At 31.7% G+C, this 25,754-nt stretch carries 24 protein-coding genes; 5 read left to right on the top strand and 19 right to left on the bottom strand.

What is annotated here, in order from left to right:
- Positions 1 to 2: 2 nt before the first annotated feature.
- Positions 3 to 719 carry a DNA/RNA non-specific endonuclease gene (locus LOS86_RS12380; RefSeq protein WP_231842389.1) on the top strand — a complete coding sequence of 239 codons (717 nt, stop codon included), beginning with the start codon at positions 3 to 5 and terminating at the stop codon, positions 717 to 719.
- Here LOS86_RS12380 and rodA read toward each other — a convergent pair whose 3' ends face one another.
- The 6 genes from rodA to purH form a co-directional block, all read right to left on the bottom strand.
- On the bottom strand, positions 720 to 1,976 hold the full coding sequence (gene rodA / locus LOS86_RS12375; protein ID WP_231842388.1) for a rod shape-determining protein RodA: 1,257 nt from the start codon (positions 1,974 to 1,976) through the stop codon (positions 720 to 722).
- On the bottom strand, positions 1,976 to 3,904 hold the full coding sequence (locus LOS86_RS12370; protein ID WP_231842387.1) for a peptidoglycan D,D-transpeptidase FtsI family protein: 1,929 nt from the start codon (positions 3,902 to 3,904) through the stop codon (positions 1,976 to 1,978). The genes rodA and LOS86_RS12370 overlap by 1 nt, the downstream gene beginning before the upstream one ends.
- Positions 3,901 to 4,404: a rod shape-determining protein MreD gene (gene mreD / locus LOS86_RS12365; protein WP_231842386.1), complete on the bottom strand. Its 504-nt coding sequence runs from the start codon at positions 4,402 to 4,404 to the stop codon at positions 3,901 to 3,903. The genes LOS86_RS12370 and mreD overlap by 4 nt, the downstream gene beginning before the upstream one ends.
- A 3-nt stretch (positions 4,405 to 4,407) precedes the next feature.
- The gene (gene mreC, locus LOS86_RS12360; protein WP_231842385.1) at positions 4,408 to 5,235 is read right to left on the bottom strand and encodes a rod shape-determining protein MreC; all 828 of its coding nucleotides are present in this window, start codon (positions 5,233 to 5,235) and stop codon (positions 4,408 to 4,410) included.
- Between the two features lie 9 nt (positions 5,236 to 5,244).
- A complete protein-coding gene (locus LOS86_RS12355; RefSeq protein ID WP_231842384.1) occupies positions 5,245 to 6,273 on the bottom strand; it encodes a rod shape-determining protein in 1,029 nt (342 codons plus the stop codon).
- Between the two features lie 143 nt (positions 6,274 to 6,416).
- Positions 6,417 to 7,949: a bifunctional phosphoribosylaminoimidazolecarboxamide formyltransferase/IMP cyclohydrolase gene (purH, locus tag LOS86_RS12350; RefSeq protein ID WP_231842383.1), complete on the bottom strand. Its 1,533-nt coding sequence runs from the start codon at positions 7,947 to 7,949 to the stop codon at positions 6,417 to 6,419.
- Between the two features lie 167 nt (positions 7,950 to 8,116).
- Between purH and LOS86_RS12345 the strand changes: the two genes are divergently transcribed.
- From LOS86_RS12345 to LOS86_RS12335, 3 genes are all read left to right on the top strand, one after another.
- Positions 8,117 to 9,367 (top strand): ABC transporter permease, encoded by a 1,251-nt coding sequence (locus LOS86_RS12345; RefSeq protein ID WP_231842382.1) that lies wholly within the window; start codon positions 8,117 to 8,119, stop codon positions 9,365 to 9,367.
- A gap of 32 nt (positions 9,368 to 9,399) precedes the next feature.
- Entirely contained in the window at positions 9,400 to 9,936 is a 537-nt protein-coding gene (locus LOS86_RS12340) for a hypothetical protein (RefSeq protein WP_231842381.1), read from the top strand.
- Between the two features lie 77 nt (positions 9,937 to 10,013).
- Entirely contained in the window at positions 10,014 to 12,224 is a 2,211-nt protein-coding gene (locus LOS86_RS12335; RefSeq protein ID WP_231842380.1) for a TonB-dependent receptor plug domain-containing protein, read from the top strand.
- 59 nt (positions 12,225 to 12,283) lie between these two features.
- On the opposite strand, the gene accD is transcribed toward LOS86_RS12335, so the two are convergent.
- The 3 genes from accD to tamL form a co-directional block, all read right to left on the bottom strand.
- Positions 12,284 to 13,138, bottom strand: coding sequence for an acetyl-CoA carboxylase, carboxyltransferase subunit beta (gene accD, locus LOS86_RS12330; protein ID WP_231842379.1), 855 nt, complete (start codon positions 13,136 to 13,138; stop codon positions 12,284 to 12,286).
- Between the two features lie 75 nt (positions 13,139 to 13,213).
- Positions 13,214 to 14,281, bottom strand: coding sequence for a class II fructose-bisphosphate aldolase (gene fbaA / locus LOS86_RS12325; RefSeq protein ID WP_231842378.1), 1,068 nt, complete (start codon positions 14,279 to 14,281; stop codon positions 13,214 to 13,216).
- Positions 14,282 to 14,328: 47 nt separating this feature from the next.
- Entirely contained in the window at positions 14,329 to 16,878 is a 2,550-nt protein-coding gene (tamL, locus tag LOS86_RS12320; protein WP_231842377.1) for a translocation and assembly module lipoprotein TamL, read from the bottom strand.
- 36 nt (positions 16,879 to 16,914) lie between these two features.
- Here tamL and LOS86_RS12315 point away from each other — a divergent pair, with 36 nt between their 5' ends.
- Entirely contained in the window at positions 16,915 to 17,640 is a 726-nt protein-coding gene (locus tag LOS86_RS12315; RefSeq protein ID WP_231842376.1) for a TrmH family RNA methyltransferase, read from the top strand.
- 3 nt (positions 17,641 to 17,643) lie between these two features.
- Here the strand turns inward: LOS86_RS12315 and porT are convergent, their stop codons facing one another.
- The 10 genes from porT to LOS86_RS12265 all read right to left on the bottom strand — a co-directional run bounded on the left by porT (position 17,644) and on the right by LOS86_RS12265 (position 25,720).
- A complete protein-coding gene (porT, locus tag LOS86_RS12310; protein ID WP_231842375.1) occupies positions 17,644 to 18,336 on the bottom strand; it encodes a type IX secretion/gliding motility protein PorT/SprT in 693 nt (230 codons plus the stop codon).
- A 1-nt stretch (position 18,337) separates the two neighbouring features.
- Positions 18,338 to 19,069, bottom strand: coding sequence for a bifunctional demethylmenaquinone methyltransferase/2-methoxy-6-polyprenyl-1,4-benzoquinol methylase UbiE (gene ubiE / locus LOS86_RS12305; protein ID WP_231842374.1), 732 nt, complete (start codon positions 19,067 to 19,069; stop codon positions 18,338 to 18,340).
- Between the two features lie 173 nt (positions 19,070 to 19,242).
- Positions 19,243 to 19,728, bottom strand: coding sequence for a dihydrofolate reductase (locus tag LOS86_RS12300; RefSeq protein ID WP_231842373.1), 486 nt, complete (start codon positions 19,726 to 19,728; stop codon positions 19,243 to 19,245).
- A gap of 1 nt (position 19,729) precedes the next feature.
- A complete protein-coding gene (locus LOS86_RS12295; RefSeq protein WP_231842372.1) occupies positions 19,730 to 20,197 on the bottom strand; it encodes an energy transducer TonB in 468 nt (155 codons plus the stop codon).
- 1 nt (position 20,198) lies between these two features.
- Positions 20,199 to 20,996, bottom strand: coding sequence for an energy transducer TonB (locus LOS86_RS12290; RefSeq protein ID WP_231842371.1), 798 nt, complete (start codon positions 20,994 to 20,996; stop codon positions 20,199 to 20,201).
- 8 nt (positions 20,997 to 21,004) lie between these two features.
- Complete coding sequence (locus LOS86_RS12285; RefSeq protein WP_231842370.1) at positions 21,005 to 21,829, bottom strand: thymidylate synthase; 825 nt, start codon at positions 21,827 to 21,829, stop codon at positions 21,005 to 21,007.
- A gap of 37 nt (positions 21,830 to 21,866) precedes the next feature.
- The gene (locus tag LOS86_RS12280; protein WP_231842369.1) at positions 21,867 to 22,223 is read right to left on the bottom strand and encodes a four helix bundle protein; all 357 of its coding nucleotides are present in this window, start codon (positions 22,221 to 22,223) and stop codon (positions 21,867 to 21,869) included.
- Positions 22,224 to 22,282: 59 nt separating this feature from the next.
- Complete coding sequence (locus LOS86_RS12275) at positions 22,283 to 23,941, bottom strand: NupC/NupG family nucleoside CNT transporter (RefSeq protein WP_231842368.1); 1,659 nt, start codon at positions 23,939 to 23,941, stop codon at positions 22,283 to 22,285.
- Between the two features lie 15 nt (positions 23,942 to 23,956).
- Entirely contained in the window at positions 23,957 to 24,580 is a 624-nt protein-coding gene (locus LOS86_RS12270; RefSeq protein WP_231842367.1) for a bifunctional nuclease family protein, read from the bottom strand.
- Between the two features lie 171 nt (positions 24,581 to 24,751).
- Entirely contained in the window at positions 24,752 to 25,720 is a 969-nt protein-coding gene (locus LOS86_RS12265) for an electron transfer flavoprotein subunit alpha/FixB family protein (RefSeq protein WP_231842366.1), read from the bottom strand.
- Positions 25,721 to 25,754: the final 34 nt, after the last annotated feature.

The following is a 25,754-nucleotide window of genomic DNA, read 5'->3' as shown; positions in this document are numbered from 1 at the left end:
AATTGGAAAATAAAGAATTTGTGGTACATGAAGAACCAACAAATAGTAGTCTATTTGATTATTTACCAACTTCCACAACAGGAGCAATTTATAGTCACTCGTCTTATAGTTTTTCTTATTCAGAAAATCATGAGCAAAGTGAATGGGTTGCTTATGTTTTAGAAAAGAACGATTTGACAAATTTAAATTTTCAACGCCCTTTTTTTGAGCAAGATCCATTAGTAGAAACAGCTTCTGCAGATTGGAGAAATTATAAAAATTCAGGTTATGATAAAGGACATTTATGTCCGGCAGCTGATAGAAAAAGTTCTTTTTCAGATTACAACGAAACATTTTTTACTTCTAATATTAGTCCTCAAAAACACGATTTTAATTCGGGAGTATGGAATCGTTTAGAAGAAAAAGTAAGGTATTGGGCTTTGAAATATGATGGTTTATATATTGTGACTGGAGGCGTATTAAATGATAATCTTAAATCTATCGGAAAAGAAAAAGTTTCGGTTCCAAAATATTTTTACAAAGTACTTTTAACTAAAGACGGAAGTAGAATGATTGGTTTCTTAGTTCCGCATCAAAAATCAAATCAGCCTTTATATGAATTTACGGCAACTGTAGATGATATTGAAAAAATGACCGGAATTGACTTTTTTCCTAAATTATCAGACACTATAGAAAATGAATTAGAAACAAAATCAGATTATAAAGAATGGAGTTTTTAATTACCATTCATTAACCTTATTGGCATCAAGTTTCACAAAAATAAAAAGCATAATTGTAAACGCCCATAAACTTGAACCTCCGTAAGAGAAAAAGGGTAGAGGTACACCAATAGTTGGGAATAATTTAATAAGCATGGCAATATTTACAAAAAAATGAGTAAATAAATAAGTGGCAACGCAATAGCCATACACCCTACTAAATTTTGTCTTTTGATTTTCTGCTAGGTAGATAATTCTTAAAAATAAGGTCATAAATAATAGGATTACAGTAATGCTGCCTACAAATCCCCATTCTTCGCCAACTGTTGTAAAAATATAATCGGTATGTTGTTCTGGAACAAAACCACCTTTAGTTTGCGTGCCTTCTAAATATCCTTTTCCTAATAAACCTCCAGAGCCAATAGCAATCATTGATTGATTTAAGTTGTATCCTTCTTTCTTCATATCAACATCATCACCAATTAACACATTAATTCGGTCTTTTTGATGCGGTTCTAAAACACTATCATATACATAGCTTACAGAAAAGGCAAATCCTGCCATTGTCAAATAAAGCAATCCATAAACAATGGGATTTCTGGATATTTTTCGATTAAACAAATAATGAATAACCATTATTGCAAAAATGATAGCTACTAAATAAAGGGGTTGAATAACTAATGATAAAAAAAACAATGCTATGGCAATAATTCCTGAAAAAAAGTACCAACTAGGTAATCCTTCTCTATTTAAAACAAAAATTAATGAAACAAATATCATAGCACTTCCAGCATCGGGTTGCATTAATATTAATAAAATAGGGATTGCAATAATGCCTAAACCTACTATTTGATGTTTGGTTAATTTTAAATTAATTTGTGAATAGCTTAAATATTTTGCTAGTAATAATGCTGTAGCCGTTTTAACAAACTCAGAAGGTTGAAATCCAAAACCACCAAATTGATACCAGTTGGTTTGTCCTTTTTTTGTAACCCCAAAAACAAATAATCCTAATAGTAAAAGGATTCCAATGCCATAAAAAACAAAAGATAGTCTTTCAAAAATTTTAGCATCAGTGAATAAAATAATAAAAATAAGAGGAATTGTAAGTCCAATGAATAGCATTTGACGGCCATATATTTGTGTAACATCAAATATGGAGGTTTCTTCTAATGGTAAAGAAGCAGAGTATATAGTCATCCAGCCCATTATTACTAAGACCATGTATAGTAAAACGGTAATATAATCTATTCTATTTCCAACACTTTGATTTTTCATTATGCTTCCTCTTCTTCTTTTTTGGCGTCGCTAATTTCTACTTTAATTTTATTTATTGAATCTTGAATTTTTGACGGGTTTGGTTGTCTCTGGAAGATGATATTTTCAATTTTTTGATACTCAGCTTCTAAACTTCCAGTTAACATTCTAGTTTCTAAGTCTTTTCGAGAAATCTTACCATTGATATATTTTTCTAGCATTAAGGTTGCAATTGGTCCAGCCCAAGTTGCTCCATAACCTGAATTTTCAATAAATACAGCCAAAGCAATTTTAGGATTTTCTCTAGGCGCAAAAGCAACAAATATTGAATGGTCTTTTAATTGATATGTTTTCCCAGCTACTCTTATTTTGTTTTCTGCAGTTCCTGTTTTTCCACATATTTTCATTCCTTCCACTCTAAATCCTGAAGCTGTTCCATAGTTATAAACATCTTCTAAACCTTGTATTATAGGCTCGTAATATTGTTTGTCTATGGTAGTGTAATGTTTAGTGGTGTATTTTTTGTCTAGTTTTTCATCTTTGATGTTTTTAACTATGTGAGGCGTGTAATAATATCCTCTATTGGCAACAGTTGCCATCATATTGGCTAATTGTATTGGAGATGTTAGTACCTCGCCTTGACCAATTGCATTTGATATAATATAAGAACTTCTAATTTTAGCCCCATTATACCATTTCTTATACATTTTTGATGTGGGCACTAATCCTTTGGATCCAATTGGCATATCGGTTCCTAAAAATTGACCAAGTCCAAAACTTTTTACATGATTAGCCCAATTATCCACACTATAATATGAATCTTTGTATTTTTCTATAGTTCTTTTGTAGGTGTTACCAAAATAACTATTACAAGATTTATAAATACCATTATTTAGTTGTAACGTATGTAAACCACAATGACATCCCATAAAGCGCCCAAAATTTGCTCCATGATTACAATAAAAGGTGCTTTGTTCATCAATTACTTCCTCTTGCAATCCAATTAGTCCGGTTATGATTTTAAACGGAGAGCCTGGTGGATATGCAGCTTGAAGTCCTCTATCGTATAAAGGTTTTGCTATAGAATCGTTATATAAAGCAGTGTAGTTTTTAGAGCGCTGTCTTCCTACTAACAATCCCGGATCGTAAGTAGGAGCGGTTACTAAAGCTAAAATTTCACCAGATTTAGGTTCTATGGCAACAATTCCGCCTCTTTTGTTAATCATTAATTCTGTACCGTATTTTTGCAGTTCATAATCAATGGTTAAAGTTAAGTCTTTTCCTTGTTGCGCTATCGTATCAAATTGCCCATTTTTATAAGGACCAATGATTTTATTATGTTTGTCTCGTAGTAAGTATTTAACTCCTTTTACTCCTCTAAGAATTTCTTCATATTGTTGTTCAACGCCTTGTTTTCCAATTAAATCACCACTATTGTAATACTTGTTTTTTTTAAGTATTCCTTCATTAACTTGTGTGATAAATCCAAAAATGTTTGCTCCAAAATCAACTTGGTAATCTCGAAGTGATCGTCTTTGGGTATAGAAACCTTCAAATTTTCTTTCTTTTTCTTGGAATGCGGCATATTCCACTTTATTTAATTGAGATAGAAATACAGAAGGTAACATGGGGCTGTATATTTTTGCCTTTTCTATTTTTTTTATAAAATCTTCTTTTGTGATTTTTAATAAGGAGCAAAATTCAGTTGTGTCGATGTTTTTAATTTCTCTTGGAACCACCATGATATCATATGATGGCTGGTTAGCAACTAACAACTTACCATTTCTATCATAAATATAACCACGCTCAGGAAAATCAAATACTTTTTTTATGGCATTGTTTTCTGATTTAAGTTTTAAAGTTTCATCAATTACTTGTAAGTAAAAAATTCGAACAATAAGAACAATTGATGAAATAATGATTACTGCTGGTAATATAAATTTTCTCATCGCTTACTTGGCTTAATAATAAATAAAGTTAGTAAACAAATAACAAATGTAAATAACGAACTAGATAGGGTTCGCATTAGTACAGTCAAAATTTGATCCAATCGAAAATATTCAAAAAAGAACAAAACAAAATGATGAATAAAAATAGCTAATAGTAACAATGTAATTCGCTCTGGTGTAATTTTATCTGCAATTTTTACGGTTTGGTATTCGTAACTCAAACCAAAAGCAAACTTAAATAACGATGGTCTTATATAAGCTAGAATTAATGATGCCATTGCGTGAATTCCGCCCGAATTACAAAACATATCTAATAAGATTCCCATAGCAAAACTAGCTAAAAGTAATACGCTTTTATTGCTATTTACAGGGTACAATAAGATAAATAACACATACGGATAGGGGTTTAAATATCCTAACAAATTAATATTATTAAATATTAACAGTTGTAGGAATAAAAAAACTACAAATCGGATGCTATTTATTAGACTGTTATTCACGTATTATTTTGGTGCAATTGTTGCTTTTTCTAGTTGTCTTTTTTCTTTTTTTCTTTTATTTTCTATTACATACACATAACCTAGTGCTGTCATGTCGTTAAACAATCTAATGTTTATAGTGTAATAATTGGTTTTTTTGTCAATATAGATTTTATCAATTTTCCCAATTGGTATGTTCTCTGGGAATATTTCAGAATTAGCACCTGTTACAATAGAATCCCCTGGTTTAAATGAGGCTAATCGAGGAACCTCGGTAAGTTGTGCAAATCCAACATTAACGCCATCCCAAATTAAAGTTCCAAAATGTTCTGAATTTTTAATTTTAGCATGGATTTTAGATTTTGTATTTAGTACACTTTGGATTGTAGAATAATTTGGCGATGTTTTTTCAATGATTCCTACCACTCCTTTGTCGTTTACCACTCCCATATCAACTTCAATTCCTGAATTTTTTCCAGAATTAATAGTGATGTAGTTTTCTCTTGTATTGAAAGAATTTTTCACCACTTTAGAAACTACTACATTGTAGTTGTTTAAGTCGTTTCTAAATAAAGTTTTAGAAGTTAAAACAGTGTCTTTTTTATTGAAAAGTAATTGTTTTAGTAAAGCATTTTCTGATGCTAAATCCTTATTTTTTTGTTTTAAACTAAAATATTCATTTACTTCATTCACTTTCTCGTAGTAAGCGCCTGTTATTGCGTTAGCCGAATTCACATATTCACTACGGTGATAGGAATGAGATTTTATAACCAAAGAAAATGAAATGCCCAAAAGCAGCAAAAACAGCAATCGATAGCTGTTTTTAATCATAAAATTAATTATTTGCTGCATGTATTATTTTTATTTTATCAGAATTCCTTTGTACTTGTTGATGTTTTTAAGTGCCATTCCTGTACCTCTTACTACGGCTCTTAATGGATCTTCGGCAATGTAAACAGGTAAGTCGGTTTTAGATGAAATTCGTTTGTCTAATCCTCTTAACATCGAACCTCCACCGGCTAAATAAATACCGGTATTATAAATATCGGCTGCTAATTCTGGTGGTGTTTGCGATAAAGTTTCCATAACGGCATCTTCAATACGTTGGATGGATTTGTCTAAAGCTTTAGCAATTTCTCGATAAGAAACATCAACTTGTTTTGGTTTACCAGTTAACAAATCACGTCCTTGTACTGACATGTCTTCTGGAGCACTATCTAAATCTTCGGTAGCAGCACCAATTTGAATTTTAATTTTCTCTGCAGTTGTTTCTCCAACAAATAAATTGTGTTGGGTTCTCATGTAATAAATTATATCATTAGTGAAAACGTCTCCAGCAATTTTTACCGATTTATCACAAACAATTCCACCAAGAGCGATAACAGCAATTTCTGTTGTACCCCCTCCGATATCTACAATCATATTTCCTTTTGGTTGCATAATATCTAAGCCAATACCAATTGCAGCTGCCATAGGTTCGTGAATCAAATATACTTCTTTACCATTAACACGCTCAGCTGATTCTTTTACTGCTCGCATTTCCACTTCAGTAATCCCAGATGGAATACAGATTACCATGCGAAGCGCTGGTGTAAATAATTTCTTTTTTAACGCTGGAATACTTTTGATGAACAATTTAATCATTTGTTCCGATGCATCAAAATCAGCAATTACTCCATCTTTTAACGGACGAATGGTTTTGATGTTTTCATGTGTTTTACCCTGCATCATGTTGGCCTCTTTACCTACAGCAATAATTTTGCCGGTAATTCGGTCTCTTGCAACGATAGACGGACTATCAATTACAACTTTGTCGTTGTGAATGATTAAAGTATTTGCGGTACCAAGGTCGATAGCGATATCCTCGGTCATGAAATCAAAAAATCCCATAAGTTTGAGAAGGGTTTAGCGTTTTTTGTAAAATAGTATTCAACTCGCAAAATTATAAAAATAATCTGGAATATATACAAATAAAAAGCGCATTAAAAAAAATATTTTAATGCGCTTCCAAAATATGTTTTGTAATTGAAATTCTAGTGTTTGAAATGACGGATTCCTGTAAATACCATTGCCATGTTGTTTTCGTTGCAATAGTTGATACTTAATTCATCTTTTATAGAACCTCCTGGCTGAATTACCGCTGTAATTCCAGCTTTGTTAGCTATTTCTACACAATCTGGGAAAGGGAAGAAGGCGTCACTAGCCATAACCGCTCCGGTTAAATCAAATTCAAAAGAAGTCGCTTTTTCAATCGCTTGTCTTAAAGCATCAACTCTTGAAGTTTGTCCGGTTCCAGAAGCACACAATTGTTTGTTTTTTGCAAATACAATTGTATTCGATTTGGTGTGTTTACAAATTTTTGAAGCAAACAATAAATCTTCAATTTCTTCTTCTGTTGGAACTGCAGTTGTAACCGTTTTTAAATGGTCTTTTGAATCGGAAACATTGTCTTTATCTTGAACTAAAACTCCGTTTAAACAAGTTCTTATAGTAGTTTGAGGTAGTTCAATATCGTTTAAAATTAAGATAATTCTGTTTTTCTTTTCTTCTAAAATATCAATTGCTTCTTGGTCATATGCTGGAGCAATTACCACTTCGCAGAACAATTGATTGATTTCGTTTGCTGTAGCTACATCAATTTTTCCATTCGCAATTAAAACACCTCCGAAAGCAGATGTTGGGTCACCTGCTAAAGCATCTAAATACGCTTCTTTCATGGTGTTTCTTGTTGCTAAACCACAAGCATTATTGTGTTTTAAAATAGCAAATGTTGGATTGTCATTTTTGAATTCGTTCATTAAATTTACTGCAGCATCAACATCTAATAAATTGTTGTATGACAATTCTTTTCCGTGAACTTTAGTAAACATTTTGTCGAAATCTCCAAAGAAAAATCCTTTTTGGTGTGGATTTTCACCATAACGTAATACATTTCCGTTTTGTTCGCTGATTTTTAAAACCGGTTCTTCAAAAACTTGATTGAAGTAATTAAAAATAGCCGAATCATAATGTGAAGAAACATTAAAAGCTCTTGAAGCTAATAATTTTCTGTTTTCTAAAGTTGTAGCACCGTTATTTTCGGTATAGAAATTTAAAAATGGTGCATATTGCTCAACAGAAGGAACAATTACCGTGTCTTTGAAATTTTTAGCAGCTGCTCTGATTAATGAAATTCCACCGATATCGATTTTCTCAATAATTTCTTGTTCGCTAGCACCAGAAGCAACGGTTTTTTCAAACGGATACAAATCCACAATCACTAAATCGATTTGAGGAATGTTGAATTCTTTCATTTGTTCCACATCACCTGCATGGTCTTGACGGTTTAAAATACCACCAAAGATTTTTGGATGTAAGGTTTTTACTCTTCCTCCTAAAATTTCAGGGAATGCCGTAATATCTTCTACAGCTACTACTGGAATACCTAAATCTTTGATAAAAGTTTCAGTTCCGCCGGTAGAATAAATAGTTACATTGTTTAGATGAAGGGCTTTAACAATAGGCTCTAAACCGTTTTTGTCAAATACAGAAATCAATGCCGAAGCAATTTTTTTTGTTGTGTTCATGGTGTTGTGTTGTTATATCTGAATAAGTATCAGATAAATATTGTTGTTTTTCGTGGTGCAAAAGTAGTTATACTTCTTAAAAAAGTCAAACTTTATTAAAAGGTATTTTTTTAAAAAATTGTAACAATTTTATTGTTTACTCTACTTATACATACAAGGTCAGTATTATGCTTTTATATTTACGATTATTTTCAGAAAGTTTCAGTTTTGCCATCAACGCATTGCGTAATAATAAATTGCGTACCCTTTTGTCGTTGTTAGGTGTAACAATTGGTATTTTTTCCATTATTGCGGTGTTGGCTGCAGTTGATTCTATGGATAAAAAAATCAAGGAAGATTTGAGTGATATGGATATGAATACCATTTACTTAATCCGTTTTTCATTTGGACCTTCTGAAGTGCCCAGATGGAAAAGACAACAGTTTCCAGATGTTACTTATGAAGAATACGAATATTTGAAAAGAAGTGTAAACGGAATAGACAAAATGTCGTTTAATTTGTTCACTCGAAATGAAAATATCAAATACGAATCAAAAACAGTCAATTCTATTCGAGTAAAGCCTTCTACTGAAGATTTTTTTGACATTGAACCTGTAAAAATTGATAAAGGTCGTTTGTTTAATGAAGCAGAGTCTAATTCGGGAAGTCCTGTTATTGTAATTGGAAGTGAAGTAGCTACTGGATTGTTTGAAAATAGTGATCCTATTGGAAAAAAAATCCGATTATATGGTCAACGTTTTACGGTAATAGGAGTTTTAAAAAAGCAAGGGCAAGGAATGTTTGGCGATAGTAATGATGTTTCTGTATTTTTTCCAGTTAATTTTTTACGTAAAATGTATGGTGACAATAGTAAAGCACTTACTCCAGCGGTTTTAATTAAACCTGAAAAGGGAATAGATATTGAGGAATTCAAAGCCGAATTACGTCAGAAATTAAGAAATTTTAGAGGGTTAAAAACAGGAGATATTGATAATTTCTTTTTAAATGTTCTTTCTGGATTTACCGATTTTATTGATAATATCATTGGACAAATGAATATGATAGGTTGGATTATCAGTGCATTTTCACTTTTAGTGGGTGGCTTTGGTATAGCTAATATCATGTTTGTCTCAGTGAAAGAAAGAACCAACTTAATTGGAATTCAAAAAGCATTAGGTGCAAAAAATAAATTCATTTTGTTTCAGTTTTTATTTGAGGCGGTAATTTTATCTTTAATTGGAGGTATTGTTGGTATGTTTTTAGTTTGGGTAATTGCTTTAATCTTATCTTCTGCATTGGATTTTGAATTTGTTCTTAGTGCAGCCAATATGCTTTTAGGTTCAGGATTAGCTGCTTTTATTGGATTGGTATCCGGAATTATCCCAGCTATTTCTGCTTCAAAATTAGATCCAGTAGAAGCCATCAGAAGCGGTATGTAATTTTTACTATATTTGGAGATTAATTTCCCAAATTGAAAAAGCAAATCATTAGTATTTTTCTGCTATTCTTATTAATAGCCCCTGCTGTTGTAACCTATTCTTGGCTACAACAACGAAAGCGTGCTGTTAAAAAAGAGGTCAAATGGAAAATGATTGCTGGAATTGATAAAAGCGAATTGGTTATTTTAAAGTTTTCAAATGCAGAAACGCAAAGTAAACTGAAATGGAAACACGCCAAAGAATTTGAATTCAATAACCAAATGTATGATATTGTTGATAAAGAAATATCAAAAGATTCTGTTCAGTATTGGTGTTGGTGGGATTATAAAGAAACGAAGCTAAATAAACAATTGAATGAACTTTTGGTAGGCGTTTTTCAACATGATTCTAAATCTAAAGAAAAGCAAGATTTATTGTTTAAGTTTTACAAGTCGGTTTATTTTCAACCTGTTTTTTCGTGGTTGCCTTTAAATTATAATTGTGTTCTAAATTCATGCGATACTTATTTTAATGACTATCAAGGTTTATTTGTGTTTTCAGAAGTTCCACCTCCCAATTTTCTTTTGTAAATTATTATAATTCATTGCTATACTATTTTATGGCGATGTAATACAAATGTTAATAGTATAAAAGAAATCTTTTAAAAATGAAGAAAATAATTTTATATGCTTTTGTGTTATTACCTTTTTTGGGGATTTCACAAACAGCACAAGATACCACAGTTACAGAATTGAGTGAAGTGGTTATATCTCATAAAGTACCCAAAAAATTTACCGAATTACCTAATCAAGTTGAGGTAATCACGGCAAAACAAATCGATTTTCAAAACTTTCAAACTACAGCTGAAATGCTTTCGAATTCAGGAGCATTGTTTGTACAAAAATCGCAACAAGGTGGTGGAAGTCCAGTAATTAGAGGTTTTGAGGCAAGTAGAGTTTTGCTAACCGTTGACGGAGTAAGAATGAACAACCTTATTTTTAGGTCGGGTCACTTACAAAATGTAATTACGGTAGATGAAAATATGTTGGAAAATGTTGGGGTTTTCTATGGGCCGTCATCTACATTATTTGGAAGTGATGCTTTAGGCGGAACCGTTGCAATGACAACGAAAAGTGCCAAGTTTTTAAAGGAAACCAGTAAAAAGTTTTCAGGAGGAATTAATACAAGATATGGAAGTGTAAACGAAGAAAAATCGGTTGCTTTTCATCTTAATTATGCAAATGCAAATTTTGCTTCGTTGACTTTTTTCTCCTTCAATGATTTTGGAGATTTGAAAATGGGAAAAAAGAAAAATCATAATGGAGATTATTTTGGAGAAAGACCTAATTATGTTTCTACAGTTAATGGTATAGACCAATTAAATGTTAATAGTGATAAATATACGCAAGTGGGTTCGGCTTACAAGCAGTATAATTTCATGCAAAAATTGGCCTATAAAACAAATTCAGGATTTGTGCACGGATTAAATCTTCAATATTCGACAACTTCTGATATCAATCGTTATGATAGATTAACAGAAAAAACAAGTTCTGGATTAAAATTTGCTGAATGGTATTATGGTCCGCAAGAACGATTATTAACAATTTATTCTTTGCAAAAAGATAAAGCGTTTTTGAATAGCGATTTAAAAATGAATGTTGCTTATCAGAATGTAAAAGAAAGTCGTCATAACAGAAGATTTAATAATTACAACTTGCAGCACAATGAAGAAAATGTAGATATGTTTTCGGTTTCATTAGATTTGGACAAAAAATTTACTAAAGGTGAATTGTTTTATGGTTTTGAATCGTATTATGAAACTTTGAAATCTACAGCGTATGCTCAAAATATTAATACAGGAGTTGTAACCAGTATTAATACACGTTATCCAAATGGAGATAACAATATGATGCGTAACGATTTTTATGTTTCTTATAACGAAAAGATGTCAACAAAGACTTTTTGGAATGTTGGAGCAAGAGCAGGGTATACCTCATTAAAAAGTACAATAATTGATAATTCAGTCTTTGCATTACCGTTTGATGAAATTTCTCAAGGTAATTTTACCTATAGTGGGACTTTAGGAATTACGCATAATACTTCAAAAAACTTTGCTTTAAAAGCGAATGTAGCTACTGGATTTAGAGCACCAAATATTGATGATTTAGCTAAAGTTTTCGAATCGGTACCAGGTTCATTAAGTTCTTTAGGGACTTTAATTGTTCCTAATGAAGATTTAAAACCTGAAAAAACAATTACAGGAGATTTAGGAATAGTAGTTCAATCGGATTCAAAAAAAGTAAAATTAGAAAGTACTTACTTCTATACCCGATTATATGATGCCATTGTAACGGATGATTTTACATACAACGGACAAAGTATTGTTTCCTATAATGGATTTGATGCTCAAATCAAGGCCAATCAAAATAAAGGAAAGGCCTTTGTTACTGGATTTTCAACTAATTTAAGTGCTTATATTGTTTCAGATTTGTTGTTTAGTGCAAATTTTAATTACACATTAGGTAGAGTAGTAGAAGATGGTTCTCATAGACCTTTAGATCATATTGCGCCTTATTTTGGGAAAGTTGGATTACAGTATACATACAACAAACTTAATTTAGAAGGTTATATGTTGTACAATGGTAAAAAGGATATTAAAGAGTATTCAACCAGTGGCGAAGATAACGCTCAATATGCGCCAGCAAATGGAATGCCAGCTTGGGAAACCTATAATTTTAAATTAGGTTATCAAGTAATCAATGGCGGAACATTTTTTGCCGGAGTTGAAAATATTTTAGATACTCAATACAGAGTATTTGCATCAGGAATTAATGCTCCTGGAAGAAATATTTATGCTGGAGTGCGTTATAATTTTTAATCTAAAGTTTAGTTCAAAAAAAATCCCGATAGTTTTACAGGCTATCGGGATTTTGATTTTTATCTAATTTCTTGATTTTGGATTAAATCCAAATACAAGTTGATTTTGTTTTTTAATTCTTTTCTGTGAGCGATGAAATCTAAGAAACCGTGCTCTAATAAGAATTCAGAAGTTTGGAAACCTTCAGGTAAATCTTTACCAGTAGTGTCTTTTACAACACGAGGTCCAGCAAAACCAATTAATGCTCCTGGTTCGCCAATGTTGATATCGCCAAGCATTGCATAAGAAGCAGTCGTTCCTCCAGTAGTTGGATCAGTACATAATGAAATATACGGAATTCTTTCTTCTGCTAACTGTGCTAATTTTGCTGAGGTTTTAGCTAATTGCATTAATGAAAATGCCGCTTCCATCATACGAGCTCCACCTGATTTAGAAATCAAAACAAATGGAATTTTGTGTTTAATAGAATAATCAATTGCTCTTGCAATTTTTTCACCTACAACAGCTCCCATTGAACCTCCAATGAAAGCAAAATCCATACAAGAAACTACTAAGTCTTTTCCTTTTGATTTTCCAACACCAGTTCGTATTGCGTCTTTAAGTTTGGTTTTATCCATAACGTCTTTTAAACGCTCGCTGTATTTTTTTGTGTCTTCAAATTTTAATGGATCTTTAGAAGTTAAATTTGCATCTAACTCTGTGAATTCATTATTATCGAATAAAATTTCAAAATATTCTTTACTTCCTATTCGAACGTGGTAATCATCTTCTGGACTTACCCAAAGATTTCTTGCTAATTCATCTTGATCAACAATTTTTCCTGTAGGCGATTTATACCATAATCCTTTAGGTACATCTTTTTTAGCTTCAGTAGGGGTTGTAATCCCTTTTTCTTTTCTTTTAAACCAAGCCATAATTTTGTTTCTTGTTTATTGTTAATGGTTTATAGTTTGTTGATAACAATAAACAACAAACTACAAACAACAAACTTATAAAGTGTTCACGTTATTTAAATCGGCAAAAGCTTGTTCTAATCTTGTGTTGAACGTAACTTCTCCTTCACGAACCCATTTTCTTGGATCGTAATGTTTTTTATTTGGACTATCTGCTCCATCTGGACTTCCAATTTGTGTTCTTAAATAATCAATTTTAGAAGTCATGTAATCTCTGATTCCTTCTGTGAAAGCAAACTGTAAATCGGTATCAATATTCATTTTGATTACTCCGTAAGAAATAGCTTCTCTAATTTCTTCTAAAGTAGAACCAGAACCTCCGTGGAATACAAAATCAACCGGATTGTTTCCAGTGTTGAATTTATTTTGAACGTATTCTTGCGAATTTTTAAGAATTTTTGGAGTTAATTTTACGTTTCCTGGTTTGTAAACACCATGAACGTTTCCGAAAGAAGCCGCAATTGTAAATCTTGGACTTACTTTCATTAATTCTTCATAAGCATAAGCAACTTCTTCTGGTTGAGTATATAATTTAGAGCTATCCACATCAGAATTATCAACACCATCTTCTTCACCACCAGTGATTCCTAACTCAATTTCTAAAGTCATGCCCATTTTACTCATTCTTTCTAAATATTTTTTAGAAATCTCTAAGTTTTCTTCGATTGGCTCTTCAGATAAATCAATCATGTGCGAACTGAATAATGGTTTTCCAGTTTCAGCAAAATGTTTTTCAGAAGCATCTAGTAAGCCATCAATCCAAGGTAATAGATTTTTTGCACAGTGATCAGTATGTAAAATTACTGTTGCGCCATAAGCTTCTGCTAAAGTATGAATGTGTTTTGCGCCAGCAACTGCTCCTAAAATAGCAGATTTCTGATTCTCATTTGACAATCCTTTTCCAGCGTTAAATTGCGCTCCACCATTAGAAAATTGAATAATAACTGGGGCATTTAATTTAGCAGCTGTTTCTAAAACACCATTTATTGTACTTGAACCTACAACATTAACTGCAGGTAATGCAAACCCTTTTTGTTTAGCGTAATTAAAAATTTCTTGTACTTGATCTCCGGTTGCAACACCCGGTTTAATATTGTGACTCATAGTTGTTTGTTTTTGGTTATAGTTTGCAAAAATAATAATTTAAAAAATTAGAACGGATAATTAATACCAAAATTTAGCACTGTTTTACTAAAGTTGACTCCTTTTAACCATCTATCGCCAATTTCTCTGGCAGGATCATAGGCTTTGTAACCCAAGTCAAAACGGAATACAAAGAAATCAAAGTCGTATCTAAAACCAATTCCAGAACCAACAGCTAAATCTTCAAAAGAGCTGAATCCGTTAAAAGTATAGTCTTTGTCAGTAATGTTGTCAAAAACGTTCCAAATATTTCCAATATCGGCAAAGAAAGCACTGTAAAAATTACCTCCTACTCGAAAGCGATATTCTAAACTGTAGGCTAATTTTAAGTTGGCTTCATTAAAATCATTAATTCCTCCACTACGACCAGGTCCTAAACTGTAAGCTTGCCAACCTCTGTTGTCATTAGAACCTCCTGAAAAATAACTTCGAGAAAACGGAATAGATTGTGCATTGCCATAAGGAACTGCTAAACCTGCAAATGCACGCATGGCTAAAGTGTTTTTCTTTCCAAAATCCCAATGTTTTATATAATCTACTTCACCTTTAATGTATTGCGAATATTCAATTCCAAATAAGGTTTTGTTTCCGTTTTCATTTAAAGGTTCGTTCTTGGTATTAGCTATTAGCGACAAAACATTCCCAGAGGATTCTATTTTTGCTTTAATAGAGTAAAAGTTGTTATCTAATAAATTCGCTTTTGTATTTCTAAAAAACGTAATTGCAGATGAAAGGATTAAGTTGTTTTCAATTAATCTTTCTCTTCTTTCCCCAATGCTTCTGATGATTTTATAATCAGGATCAGAAGGTAATAAAGATGTTCCACCGGTTTGAACATCATCAATAAAATTAACAGCACCTTCAGTTGTTAAATTACCATTCTCAAGATTAGTTGGGTCAACATTGTATATTTGAGCTAAGTTGTTTAAGGTGTTGTAGGATGAGGTATAAACATTAAAATAATTTTCTGGATTTAAATTTTTAATGAATTGGATGTTCAATAAATCAAATCGAATGGTATGTTTTTCTTTTGGAATCCAATTATAATTAAATACTCCGGTTAAATTTTCTTTGTCAAGACCAATATTACGCTGGCTTGTTAAACCAATATTAGCATTTGTTGTAGGAAGCATTTCCTTTTTTATTATGCTCTTAGTGTTAATTGGAAAAACAATTCTTGGGAAACTTAGTTTTGCTTCAACACCATATTCTGAAATATTGAAAAAAACATCGTTTGGATTTGCTAAATCTTTAGACGAACCAATGTTTCCTCTTGCTGATAATTCAAATGTTTCGGCTCTTTTAAATAAATTTCTCCAAGTAAAGGCCATTCGGGCACTTATACCAAATTCTTGAATATCTGATGTGGTTACATCAATTGAAGGTTGCCAAATAAATTTTGGTTTACTAATTAAATAAATATTTGCAATTAGTGAAGTTTTTGTTGTGTCATTTTGGTCCTCTATATATTCTATAGTAGGATAATTGAAAACTTTCAAATTACTTAATGATTTTAAAGTCAATGTTCTGTCTTTATCACTAAATAAATTTCCTTTTTCAATAAAAATAGCATTTGTAATCGCCTTTGGTTTATATTTTAACTTTCCAGAACTATAAATAGTGAAGTTTTTATAAGTGGTGCTGTCATTAACTTGATTGCTTTCTTTTTTTGAAGTATTATTCGTAAAAATGTTTACCTGACTAATTTTATAGATAGAAAAAGGTCTCTTTATTAATTCATCATCTTTTTTTACTAGTCGGTCTTCAATTTTAATATTGACATTCATTTTTTGAATGGAATCATTATAAATGGCATCGTATTTAACATTACTTTCTTGAAAATGATATACTCCATTATTTCTTAAATATTGGGTAATTCTTTTTCGTTCGATGTCAAAGTTTGTAAAATTATATTGATCGCCTTTTCTGATGAAACTCTTTTTTTCTTCAAGAGAATAAAGACTATCTATAACAGGGCTTTCAATAAATTTAAAAATTGAATCAATAAAGTAAGGTTTTCCTGTTACAACTTTATATGTAATTTTCCCTCTTCTATCACCCACAGAGTCAATAGACATGGTTACTTTGTTTCTAATGAAACCATTATTATAGTAGAAGCCGCTTAATCGTTCTTTAGATCGTTCTGCTTTTTTTTCATCAATAATTACAGGAGCTTCACCTGTTTCTTTCATGAATTTAGGTAATCCACTCACAAAAAATGAATTTCCTAAACGCTCTACTTGTTTTGCAGAAAGTAATCGATTTAATCTTTTAATTCGATTTGGTTTTTTATTGAGCCAAGCTTGATAGGAAGAATCAGGATTAGGTTTTGCCGCGTTGTAAAGTGTTAATCCAAAAGGATAATTTAAAAATTTTGTATTCGGTTGCTGAACTAGTAAATTATTAACTCGTTCTTCCTTGTTGAGTTTATCATTAATGTAAATCTCATTTTTAACTAATAATTTTTCACTTTCGGGTACACGTTTAACTAACGAACACGAATAAATTATTGTTCCGATTACAAATAATAATGTTATTTTTGATAAATTATTTCTCAAAGCACTTTTTAAAAGTTAGTCAAAAATACAATTTTTATGGTTAGTAAAAACCAAATTAAACTAATAACAAGTTTACAACAAAAAAAATATAGAAAACAAGAACAACTTTTCATCGCAGAAGGGATAAAAGTAGTTCAAGAATTGTTATTTTCTAACTTTGAATTGCTCTATTTGTTTACTACTAAGCAGGATTTTCTTGATGTTTCAAAAGACAAAGTTCATGCCATAACAGATTCAGAATTAAAAAAAATTAGTGCTTTAGCTAATCCAAATACATGTTTAGCGGTATTTAAAATGCCAAACCCTAAAGAATGGAACGAAAATGGATTAATTCTTGCGTTAGATGATGTTCGAGATCCAGGAAATTTAGGCACAATTATTCGTTTATGCGATTGGTTTGGAATTGAAACGTTGTTTTGTTCCGAAGAGTCGGTTGATATTTATAATCCAAAGGTAGTACAAGCTACAATGGGTTCCATTAGTAGGGTAAATATTGTTTATGGTGATTTAGAATTGTTTTTAAAAGAATCTTCGTTACCAGTATTTGGTACTTTTATGGATGGGAACAATATTTATCAAGAAAAATTACCTAAAGAAGGCATTATTGTTATGGGAAATGAAGCCAATGGTATTTCGCCATCAGTTGAAAAATTAGTGTCGCAACGAATTGCTATTCCACGTTTTGGAAATCTTCAGCTTACAGAAAGTCTAAATGTAGCAACGGCAACCGCAATTATTTTGAGCGAATTTAAAAGAAGCTAAGGCTTAATGGAATGAAAAATTAATGAAAAAACCACGTGTTTTCATCTCTTGAACATTTCCAGTCCAAGGGCTATTAGGATCATTATCACGAATTAATTCATCATTCATACTGAATACGCCTCTTATAGAAGGAGAAAAAATAAAATACTCTAAATACAAATCGATTCCAAATCCTACCTCGTAAAAGTTTGTCCATTTTGTCATTCTAAAACGGTTGTTTAGATTGTCATCAGGAGAATTTGCATTACTGCTTAAATTCATGGCAGTTGAAACACCGCCAAGTAAATAAGGTCTTACATTTCCGGTGCGTAAAGCAGAATATTTTAATAAAAGAGGAAAGAATATGTAAGTTGATTTTACTTCTCTTAATCGGTCTACATTATCAGTTATATTTGGATATGTTAAATTTCTTTGAGTAATGTACAAACCCGGCTCAAAACGTAAATCAAAATATTCGGCTAATCTTAAATTTCCAATTAATCCCACATTAAAACCTGTTGTAGTTCCAACTTCAATGTCTTCTGTAACTGATAAATAATCAAATTTAAAATCCAAGCTATTAAATCCTAGATAATACCCCCAATGAACGCGTTGTTTGTTCCAGTTTTCCTTATTGATAATAGGGTCTTTACTAAACATGCCTTCCTGAGCAAATAGTAGAGGTGAAAAAAGTAATAAAAATAAAAACTTCTTCATATTATTTTTTAGATGCTTGATAAATAGTGGCTACTCCAAATGTTTGAGGGAGATGCTTCACGTCTATAAACCCAATTTCTCTCAAAATATTGTTCAAAGCTTCTCCAAAAGGAAAATTTTGTGCCGAAGTGGATAAATATTGGTATGCTTTTTTATCTTTTGAAAATAATTTCCCAATAGTTGGCATAATGAAATTCGTGTATACATAATACCCTTGTTTAAAAGGGAATTGCGTAGGAACCGAAGTTTCTAAAATAATCAATTGGCCGCCTGGTTTTAATGTTCTTAAAATATCGGTTAATCCTTTCTCCAAATTTTCAAAATTACGCACGCCATAAGCAACAGTAATGGCATCAAAATAATTGTCAGGATATGGAATATTTTCGCCATCGCCTAACACCATTTGAATTCTCGAATCCAAGTTTTGAGCAGCAATTTTTTTCTTTCCAATGTCAAGCATGCCTTGCGAAATATCTAAGCCAATAATTTCTGTTGCCGATGTATTGGCAAATAAAATCGCTAAATCACCTGTTCCAGTTGCAATATCTAAAATAGATTTTGGCTGTTTTGCCGAAATCATTTTTAAGATTTTCTTTTTCCATTTGGCATCGGTTCCAAAAGAAATTACTCGGTTTAAACCATCATAATTTTCAGAAATGGTATCAAACATTTGAGCAACTTGTTCTTTTTTTCCTAATTCAGAGTCTTGATATGGCGTAATATTTTTTGACATTTTGCAATTTTTTTCGAACACAAAAGTACTGATAAAAAATCAAATACAATTGTAAAATTCAATTTCAACTTCAAAAATGAAATTAAAGAAATGTTTTTTGAAACACTGATTTAAGAAATTAAAAAAAATCTGTGAAAATCTGTCAAATCTGTGTCATCCGCGTTCTAAAAAAACTATTTTCTACTGTAGGTCAAAAAAGTAAAATCGTATTCGTGTTTTTCGTCTTTGGAATGAAATTCTTCGAAAACTAATTTCCATTTGGTTTCGTCGATTTCGGGGAAAAAAGTATCGGCATTAATGGTAGTATGCACACGAGTTAAATCGATTTTGTCTGCAATTTCGATGGATTGTTTGTAGATTTCGCCACCGCCAATAATGAAAACTTCTTCCTCTTTTGGACATAGATCAATTGCTTCTTGTAGACTACTTGCTAACAGACAACCTTCTGGTGCTTTGTAGTCCTTTTGTCTTGTAATTATTACATGAGTACGATTTGGCAACGGTTTCGGGAAACTTTCAAAGGTCTTTCTTCCCATCACAATAAAATGTCCCGAAGTTAAACTTTTAAAACGTTTAAAATCATCTGGCAAATGCCAAACCAATTGATTGTCTTTTCCTAAAGCGTTGTTTTCCGATGCAGCTGCGATTATGGTAAGCATGTTATATTCTAAATGTGATTGGTATTGCGTACTTTACTTTTACAGGTTTTCCTTTTTGTTTACCAGGAGTCATTTTCGGCAAACGATTTATTATTCTAAATGCCTCGTTTTCTAATAAAGGATGAGGACCTCTTGTTACAATTTTTTCTACTCTACCTTCCTGGTCGATTATAAATTGCACTAGTACTCTACCTTGAATGTTATTGTTTAGGGCTTCTTTTGGATACCTGAAATGTCTTACTACATGTTCTCCTAATTTTGTATTGAAACATTCACGTTGCTCAGCTATAGGAGTGTTTTCACATCCAGGATAAATAGGAGGGGCTTCTAATTCTACAAATGTTAATTCTGAATCTTCTTTTACATTTTCTTTAACAACAGGAATTTGACTAATTTCTTTAGGTTCTTCTTGTCCAAATGACAGAAGTTGGAACATAAAAAACAAGAAAAAGAGTTTCGCTTTATTCATTTTATTGTAATCTAAAAGTTAATGGGAATTGGTAATTTACAGATACTGGTTTGCCTTCTTTGATGCCTGGGTTAAATGTTGGTAGAAATTCTGCGATTTTTAAAGCCTGATTTTGAAGTACTGGATGTGAAAAATAAACTATTATAGTTCTTATTTCACCTTCTTTATTAATTACAAAATTTGTAATGGTTCTTCCTTGAATATCATTCTCCATTGCATATTCTGGATACTTAAAATTTTTCCTTACAACTTTATTAATTATATCATTAATACTTTCAATTGCTTTTTCTTTATCTGCAAATTTTTCTGGTTTTCCACCAAATGAAGGATAAAGATCTAATTCCTCCATTCTATTGGTTTTGTTTTCCTCTCTTTGTCGAATTAATATATCATTAAATTTTATTCCTTCGTAATTGTATTTTTTTAAATCAAATTTTACAGTTAAGTATTCCAAATCTTTACCTTTTTCAAAATTTTCAATTGGAAAAGGTGGAGCTTTTAAAAATAAATTATTTAATAATTTTTTTATGTCTTTATTTTCTTCATTAATTGTTACAAATTGAAATTTCTTATTGCTGTTAATTTTAATTATCCCAACAATAACTCTTTCTTCTTGAGTTAACGAATCATTTATTTGGTTGTATTCGTAATTAAACATTCTTAAGATTCTGTAAAAATTAGAACCAACATTTGTTTTAGAAATACTATCTAAGTCAGAATATAATTCGGAATACTCTTGTGATGTTGTTTTTATGGTAGAAAAACCAATAAATAAAAGGGCTAATACTATTTTTTTCATAATATCTTTTAAACGGCCACAACTCCTTTAATATGGGGATGAGGGTCATACCCTTCTAATGTAAAATCTTCAAATTTAAAATCGAAAATATTTTTAATTTCTGGATTTAATTTCATCGTTGGTAAAGGGCGACACTCGCGCGATAGTTGTAATTGTAATTGTTCGATATGGTTGTTGTAAATATGCGCATCACCAAAGGTGTGGATGAATTCGCCTACTTGTAAATCGCAAACTTGTGCAATCATCATCGTAAACAAAGCATAAGATGCAATATTAAACGGAACACCTAAGAAAATATCAGCACTGCGTTGGTACAACTGGCAACTTAATTTTCCATCCGCCACATAAAACTGAAAAAACGCATGACATGGAGGCAAAGCGGCTTTTCCATTAGCAACATTTTCTGCAAACGAAACTGAAGTATCCGGTAAAACACTAGGATTCCAAGCAGAAACCAACATTCTTCTGCTGTTTGGGTTGGTTTTTAATGTTTCGATTAATTCGGTAATTTGGTCAATTTCTTCGCTGTTCCAATTACGCCATTGGTGGCCGTAAACCGGACCTAAATCGCCATTTTCATCCGCCCATTCGTCCCAAATTTTCACACCGTTTTCTTGTAAATATTTGATATTAGTATCGCCTTTTAAAAACCACAACAATTCGTAAATAATCGATTTTAAGTGTAATTTTTTTGTGGTTACCATTGGGAAACCTTCGCTTAAATTAAAACGCATTTGGTACCCAAAAACACTTAAGGTTCCAGTTCCTGTACGGTCGCCTTTTTGGTTGCCGTTTTCTAATACGTGTTTTACTAAATCGTGATATTGTTTCATGTTATTTGGTAATGGGTAATGGGTTATAGTTGATGGGTTATTGTGTTGCTAAATAATTTATGAAAGAGGTTATTTTCTTTTCTAAAGTTTGTAGCAATATAATTTTTTCCTCGATAATTTCTTCTTTTATTAATTCAACATCTGAACAAAGAATTAACTGGGTTTCTAATTCGTAACAAGAGCCTAGGCTAATTTCTAGGAATCTAGAAAAATCTTTATTTGATTTTTTTGCACAACCTTCAGCTATGTTGGAAGGAATAGAAATTACGCTTCTTTTTATCTGAGAAGTTAAGCCAAATTTTTCTTCATCAGGAATGGTTTTCATTAGAAAATAAATTTCTTTAGCTAAACCTCTTGATAAATACCAAACTTCTAAGTCTCTAAAATTTCTCATACAAATTTATAAAATGTTATTTAACCTATTGCCTATGACCTATTGCCTATAACCTAATTTTATCCAATAATCATTCCTGCAATAGTTGCTGATAGTAATGAAGCTAAACTTCCTCCTAATACAGCTTTCAAACCGAATTCTGATAAGGTTTTTCTTTGGTTTGGTGCTAATGAACCAATTCCACCAATTTGAATTCCGATAGAAGCAAAGTTTGCAAATCCACATAACATATAGGTTGCCATAATTACCGATTTGTTAAATGTGAAATGGACTTCGTTAGCTACGTTTTTCAATTCTGCTAATTGGATATAACCCACAAATTCTGATGCGGCTAATTTGATTCCTAACAATTGTCCCATTAACATCATGTCTTCTTTAGCAATTCCAATTAACCACATTAAAGGCGAAAAGATAATTCCTAAAATAGTTTCTAATGAGAATGATTTATAAGGCGTATTCGCTGCAATAACATCATTTAAGCCTGTCCAAAGTCCGATTTTCCCAAAAGTATAGTTAATCATCGCAATGAAAGCAATGAAAACTAATAACATAGCGGCTACGTTTGCAGCTAATTTTAAACCTTCGGTTGTTCCTGTTGCAATAGCATCTAATATATTGGAACCAATTTTTTCTTTTGTAACTTCAACATCTGTATTGACAGATTCTGTTTGTGGACATAATATTTTTGAAATGATAATAGCGCCAGGAGCCGCCATTACAGATGCTGCTAATAAGTGTTTTGCAAATTCTAATCGCAATACAGGATCGTTTCCGCCTAAAAAACTTATGTAAGCCGCTAAAACTCCTCCAGCCACTGTAGCCATTCCTCCAGTCATTACTAAGAAGATTTCGCTTCGGTTCATTTTTTCTAAATAAGCTTTAATCATTAAAGGAGCTTCGGTTTGACCTAAGAAAATATTTCCAGCTGTTGATAAACCTTCTGCGCCTGAAATATTCATCAATTTCGTTAAAATTGTAGCCATACCTTTTACTACAATTTGGATAACTCCCAAATAAAACAACAAAGATGTTAAAGCAGAAAAGAAAATGATTGTTGGTAATACTTGAAATAAGAAAATAAATCCAAAATTATCTACATTCATCATGCCACCAAGTAAGAATTCGCTTCCCGCTCTAGTGAAATCTAACACCTTTACAAATAAACTTCCAACGAATTCAAATCCGGTTTTAACAAATCCTACTTTTAATACTCCTACAGCTAAAATTAATTGTACACCTAATCCAATTCCTATGGTTTTCCAATTTACTGCTTTTCTATTTGAACTAAATAGGTAAGCAATTCCTAAAAGTGCAAACATTCCTAAAATTCCACGTAATAAACTATGGGTAGAAAACCCTTCATTTGGTTGAATTTTTCCATTAATCACTTCAGCTTTTGTTGCTTTATTTGAAGCAAAAAATGAATAGGCTTTGCCTTTGTTTTTTAAAGTAAGGGTAGAATCGGTTTTGGTTTCAATTACGAAACGTTTTGTTGGAGAATCCGAACCATTTTCAAATAAGAATATAAAATTATCTTGAACTAAATAATCTCCTTTTTGAATTAAGCTGTCTGATGTAATGTTTAGTTCATAGCTACCCCCTTTTAATTCTAAATAGTCTTTATTAGAAGATGAAAGTTGCCATTTTTTCTCAATTTCTTGAGCTGAAGTTGTAAAGCTTAAAAATAAAGCTATTACATAAAAAATATATTTATACATATTATATTCTAAAATTTATGATTCTTTTTTTGAAATTTCGTCTCTGATTTTTGCGGCTCTTTCGTAGTCTTCGTTTTGAACCGCTTCGTCTAATTTTTGGTACAATTCTTTTAAAGAATAGCCTGAATAGTTGTCCGCTGGAACCACAACATCTTCTTCATAAGTCTCGGTTGGAGTTAAAATATTGTCGGTGTCCTCATTTTCATTTTGAGTTTCAGAAGGATTTATGCTAAGATAAATACCTGCTTTATCTAAAATGTTTTTGTAAGTAAAAATAGGAGCATTAAAGCGTAAAGCCAAAGCAATAGCATCTGAAGTACGAGCATCAACAATTTCTTCTATTTTATCTCTTTCACAAATAATACTTGAGTAGAAAACACCATCAACTAACTTGTGAATGATTACTTGTTTTACTACAATGTCAAATCGATCTGCAAAATTTTTAAATAAATCATGTGTAAGTGGTCTTGGGGGTTTAATTTCTTTCTCAAGAGCAATTGCAATCGACTGCGCTTCAAAAGCTCCAATAACAATTGGAAGTTTTCGCTCACCATCCACTTCATTTAGGATTAAGGCATAGGCTCCATTTTGTGTTTGACTATAGGAAATGCCTTTTATAGTTAATTTTACTAAACTCATTTTAATAGGTTAATTATCATACTTCAATTACAAACTTATTATTTGGAATAAAAATTTCACCAAATAAACCTTTTAAGTTTGAAAATCATTTGCTCCAAAAATAAAAAAAAGAGCTATCTAAACAAAGATAACTCTAATTTTAATATAATATATTTTTAAACAGCTAATTTATTACGAGTTGCTCGCTTTGAATGCTTTTAATTTTTCTATTAATTGAGGTACTACCGTGAAAGCATCACCTACCACTCCGTAATCAGCAACTTTAAAGAAAGGAGCTTCTGGATCTGTGTTGATAACTACTTTTACTTTCGAAGAGTTGATACCTGCAATATGTTGGATTGCTCCAGAAATTCCCACTGCGATATACAAGTTAGAAGCTACTGGTTTTCCAGTTTGTCCTACGTGCTCGCTGTGAGGTCTCCATCCGATATCAGAAACGGGTTTAGAACATGCTGTTGCAGCACCTAAAACGGAAGCTAATTCTTCAATCATTCCCCAGTTTTCTGGGCCTTTCATTCCGCGACCTGCAGAAACTACGATTTCAGCGTCAGCAATAGTTACTTTTCCAGTTACTTTTTCTACGTTTTCAACTTTGATTCCGAAATCAGCATCGTTTAATGATGGTGCGAAAGCTTCTTCTGTCATTGCAACTGCATCTTCCACTAAACCGAAAGAGTTTTTAGCAATTCCTAAAACTTTTACTGGAGTTGAAATTTCGGTAATATTGAAAGCTTTGTTTGAGAAAGCAGTTCTTTTCACTTGGAAAGGTGAAGTACTAACAGGTAAAGCTACCACATTTGAAGCATAACCTGCTTCTAAAGTTACCGCAACAAGTGGTGCTAAATATAAACTGTCTGTAGATGAAGAAACTAAAACGATTTGAGTTCCTTCTTTCTTTGCTGCCTGAGCAACTACATCAGCATAAGCTTTTGCACTAAAGTTGTTTAATTTATCGTTAGAAACGTTTAATACTTTGTCTACTCCGTAAGCAGCTAAAGCGCTGTTGTCAGAGTTGTTAATAGTTACTGCTGTAACTGTTGTTCCCATAGAAGTAGCTACTTTTTTTGCATATGAAGCTAATTCTAAAGCTACTTTTTTAATTTTTCCTTCTGCTGATTCAGCATATATTAATATCGACATGATTTTTATGATTTAAGATTAACGATTTTTGATT

The sequence above is a fragment of the Flavobacterium cyclinae genome, from assembly GCF_021172145.1.
Lineage (GTDB): Bacteria > Bacteroidota > Bacteroidia > Flavobacteriales > Flavobacteriaceae > Flavobacterium > Flavobacterium cyclinae.
Note: the sequence above shows the minus strand (reverse complement) of the source record. Positions and strands in the feature narration are given on the sequence as shown.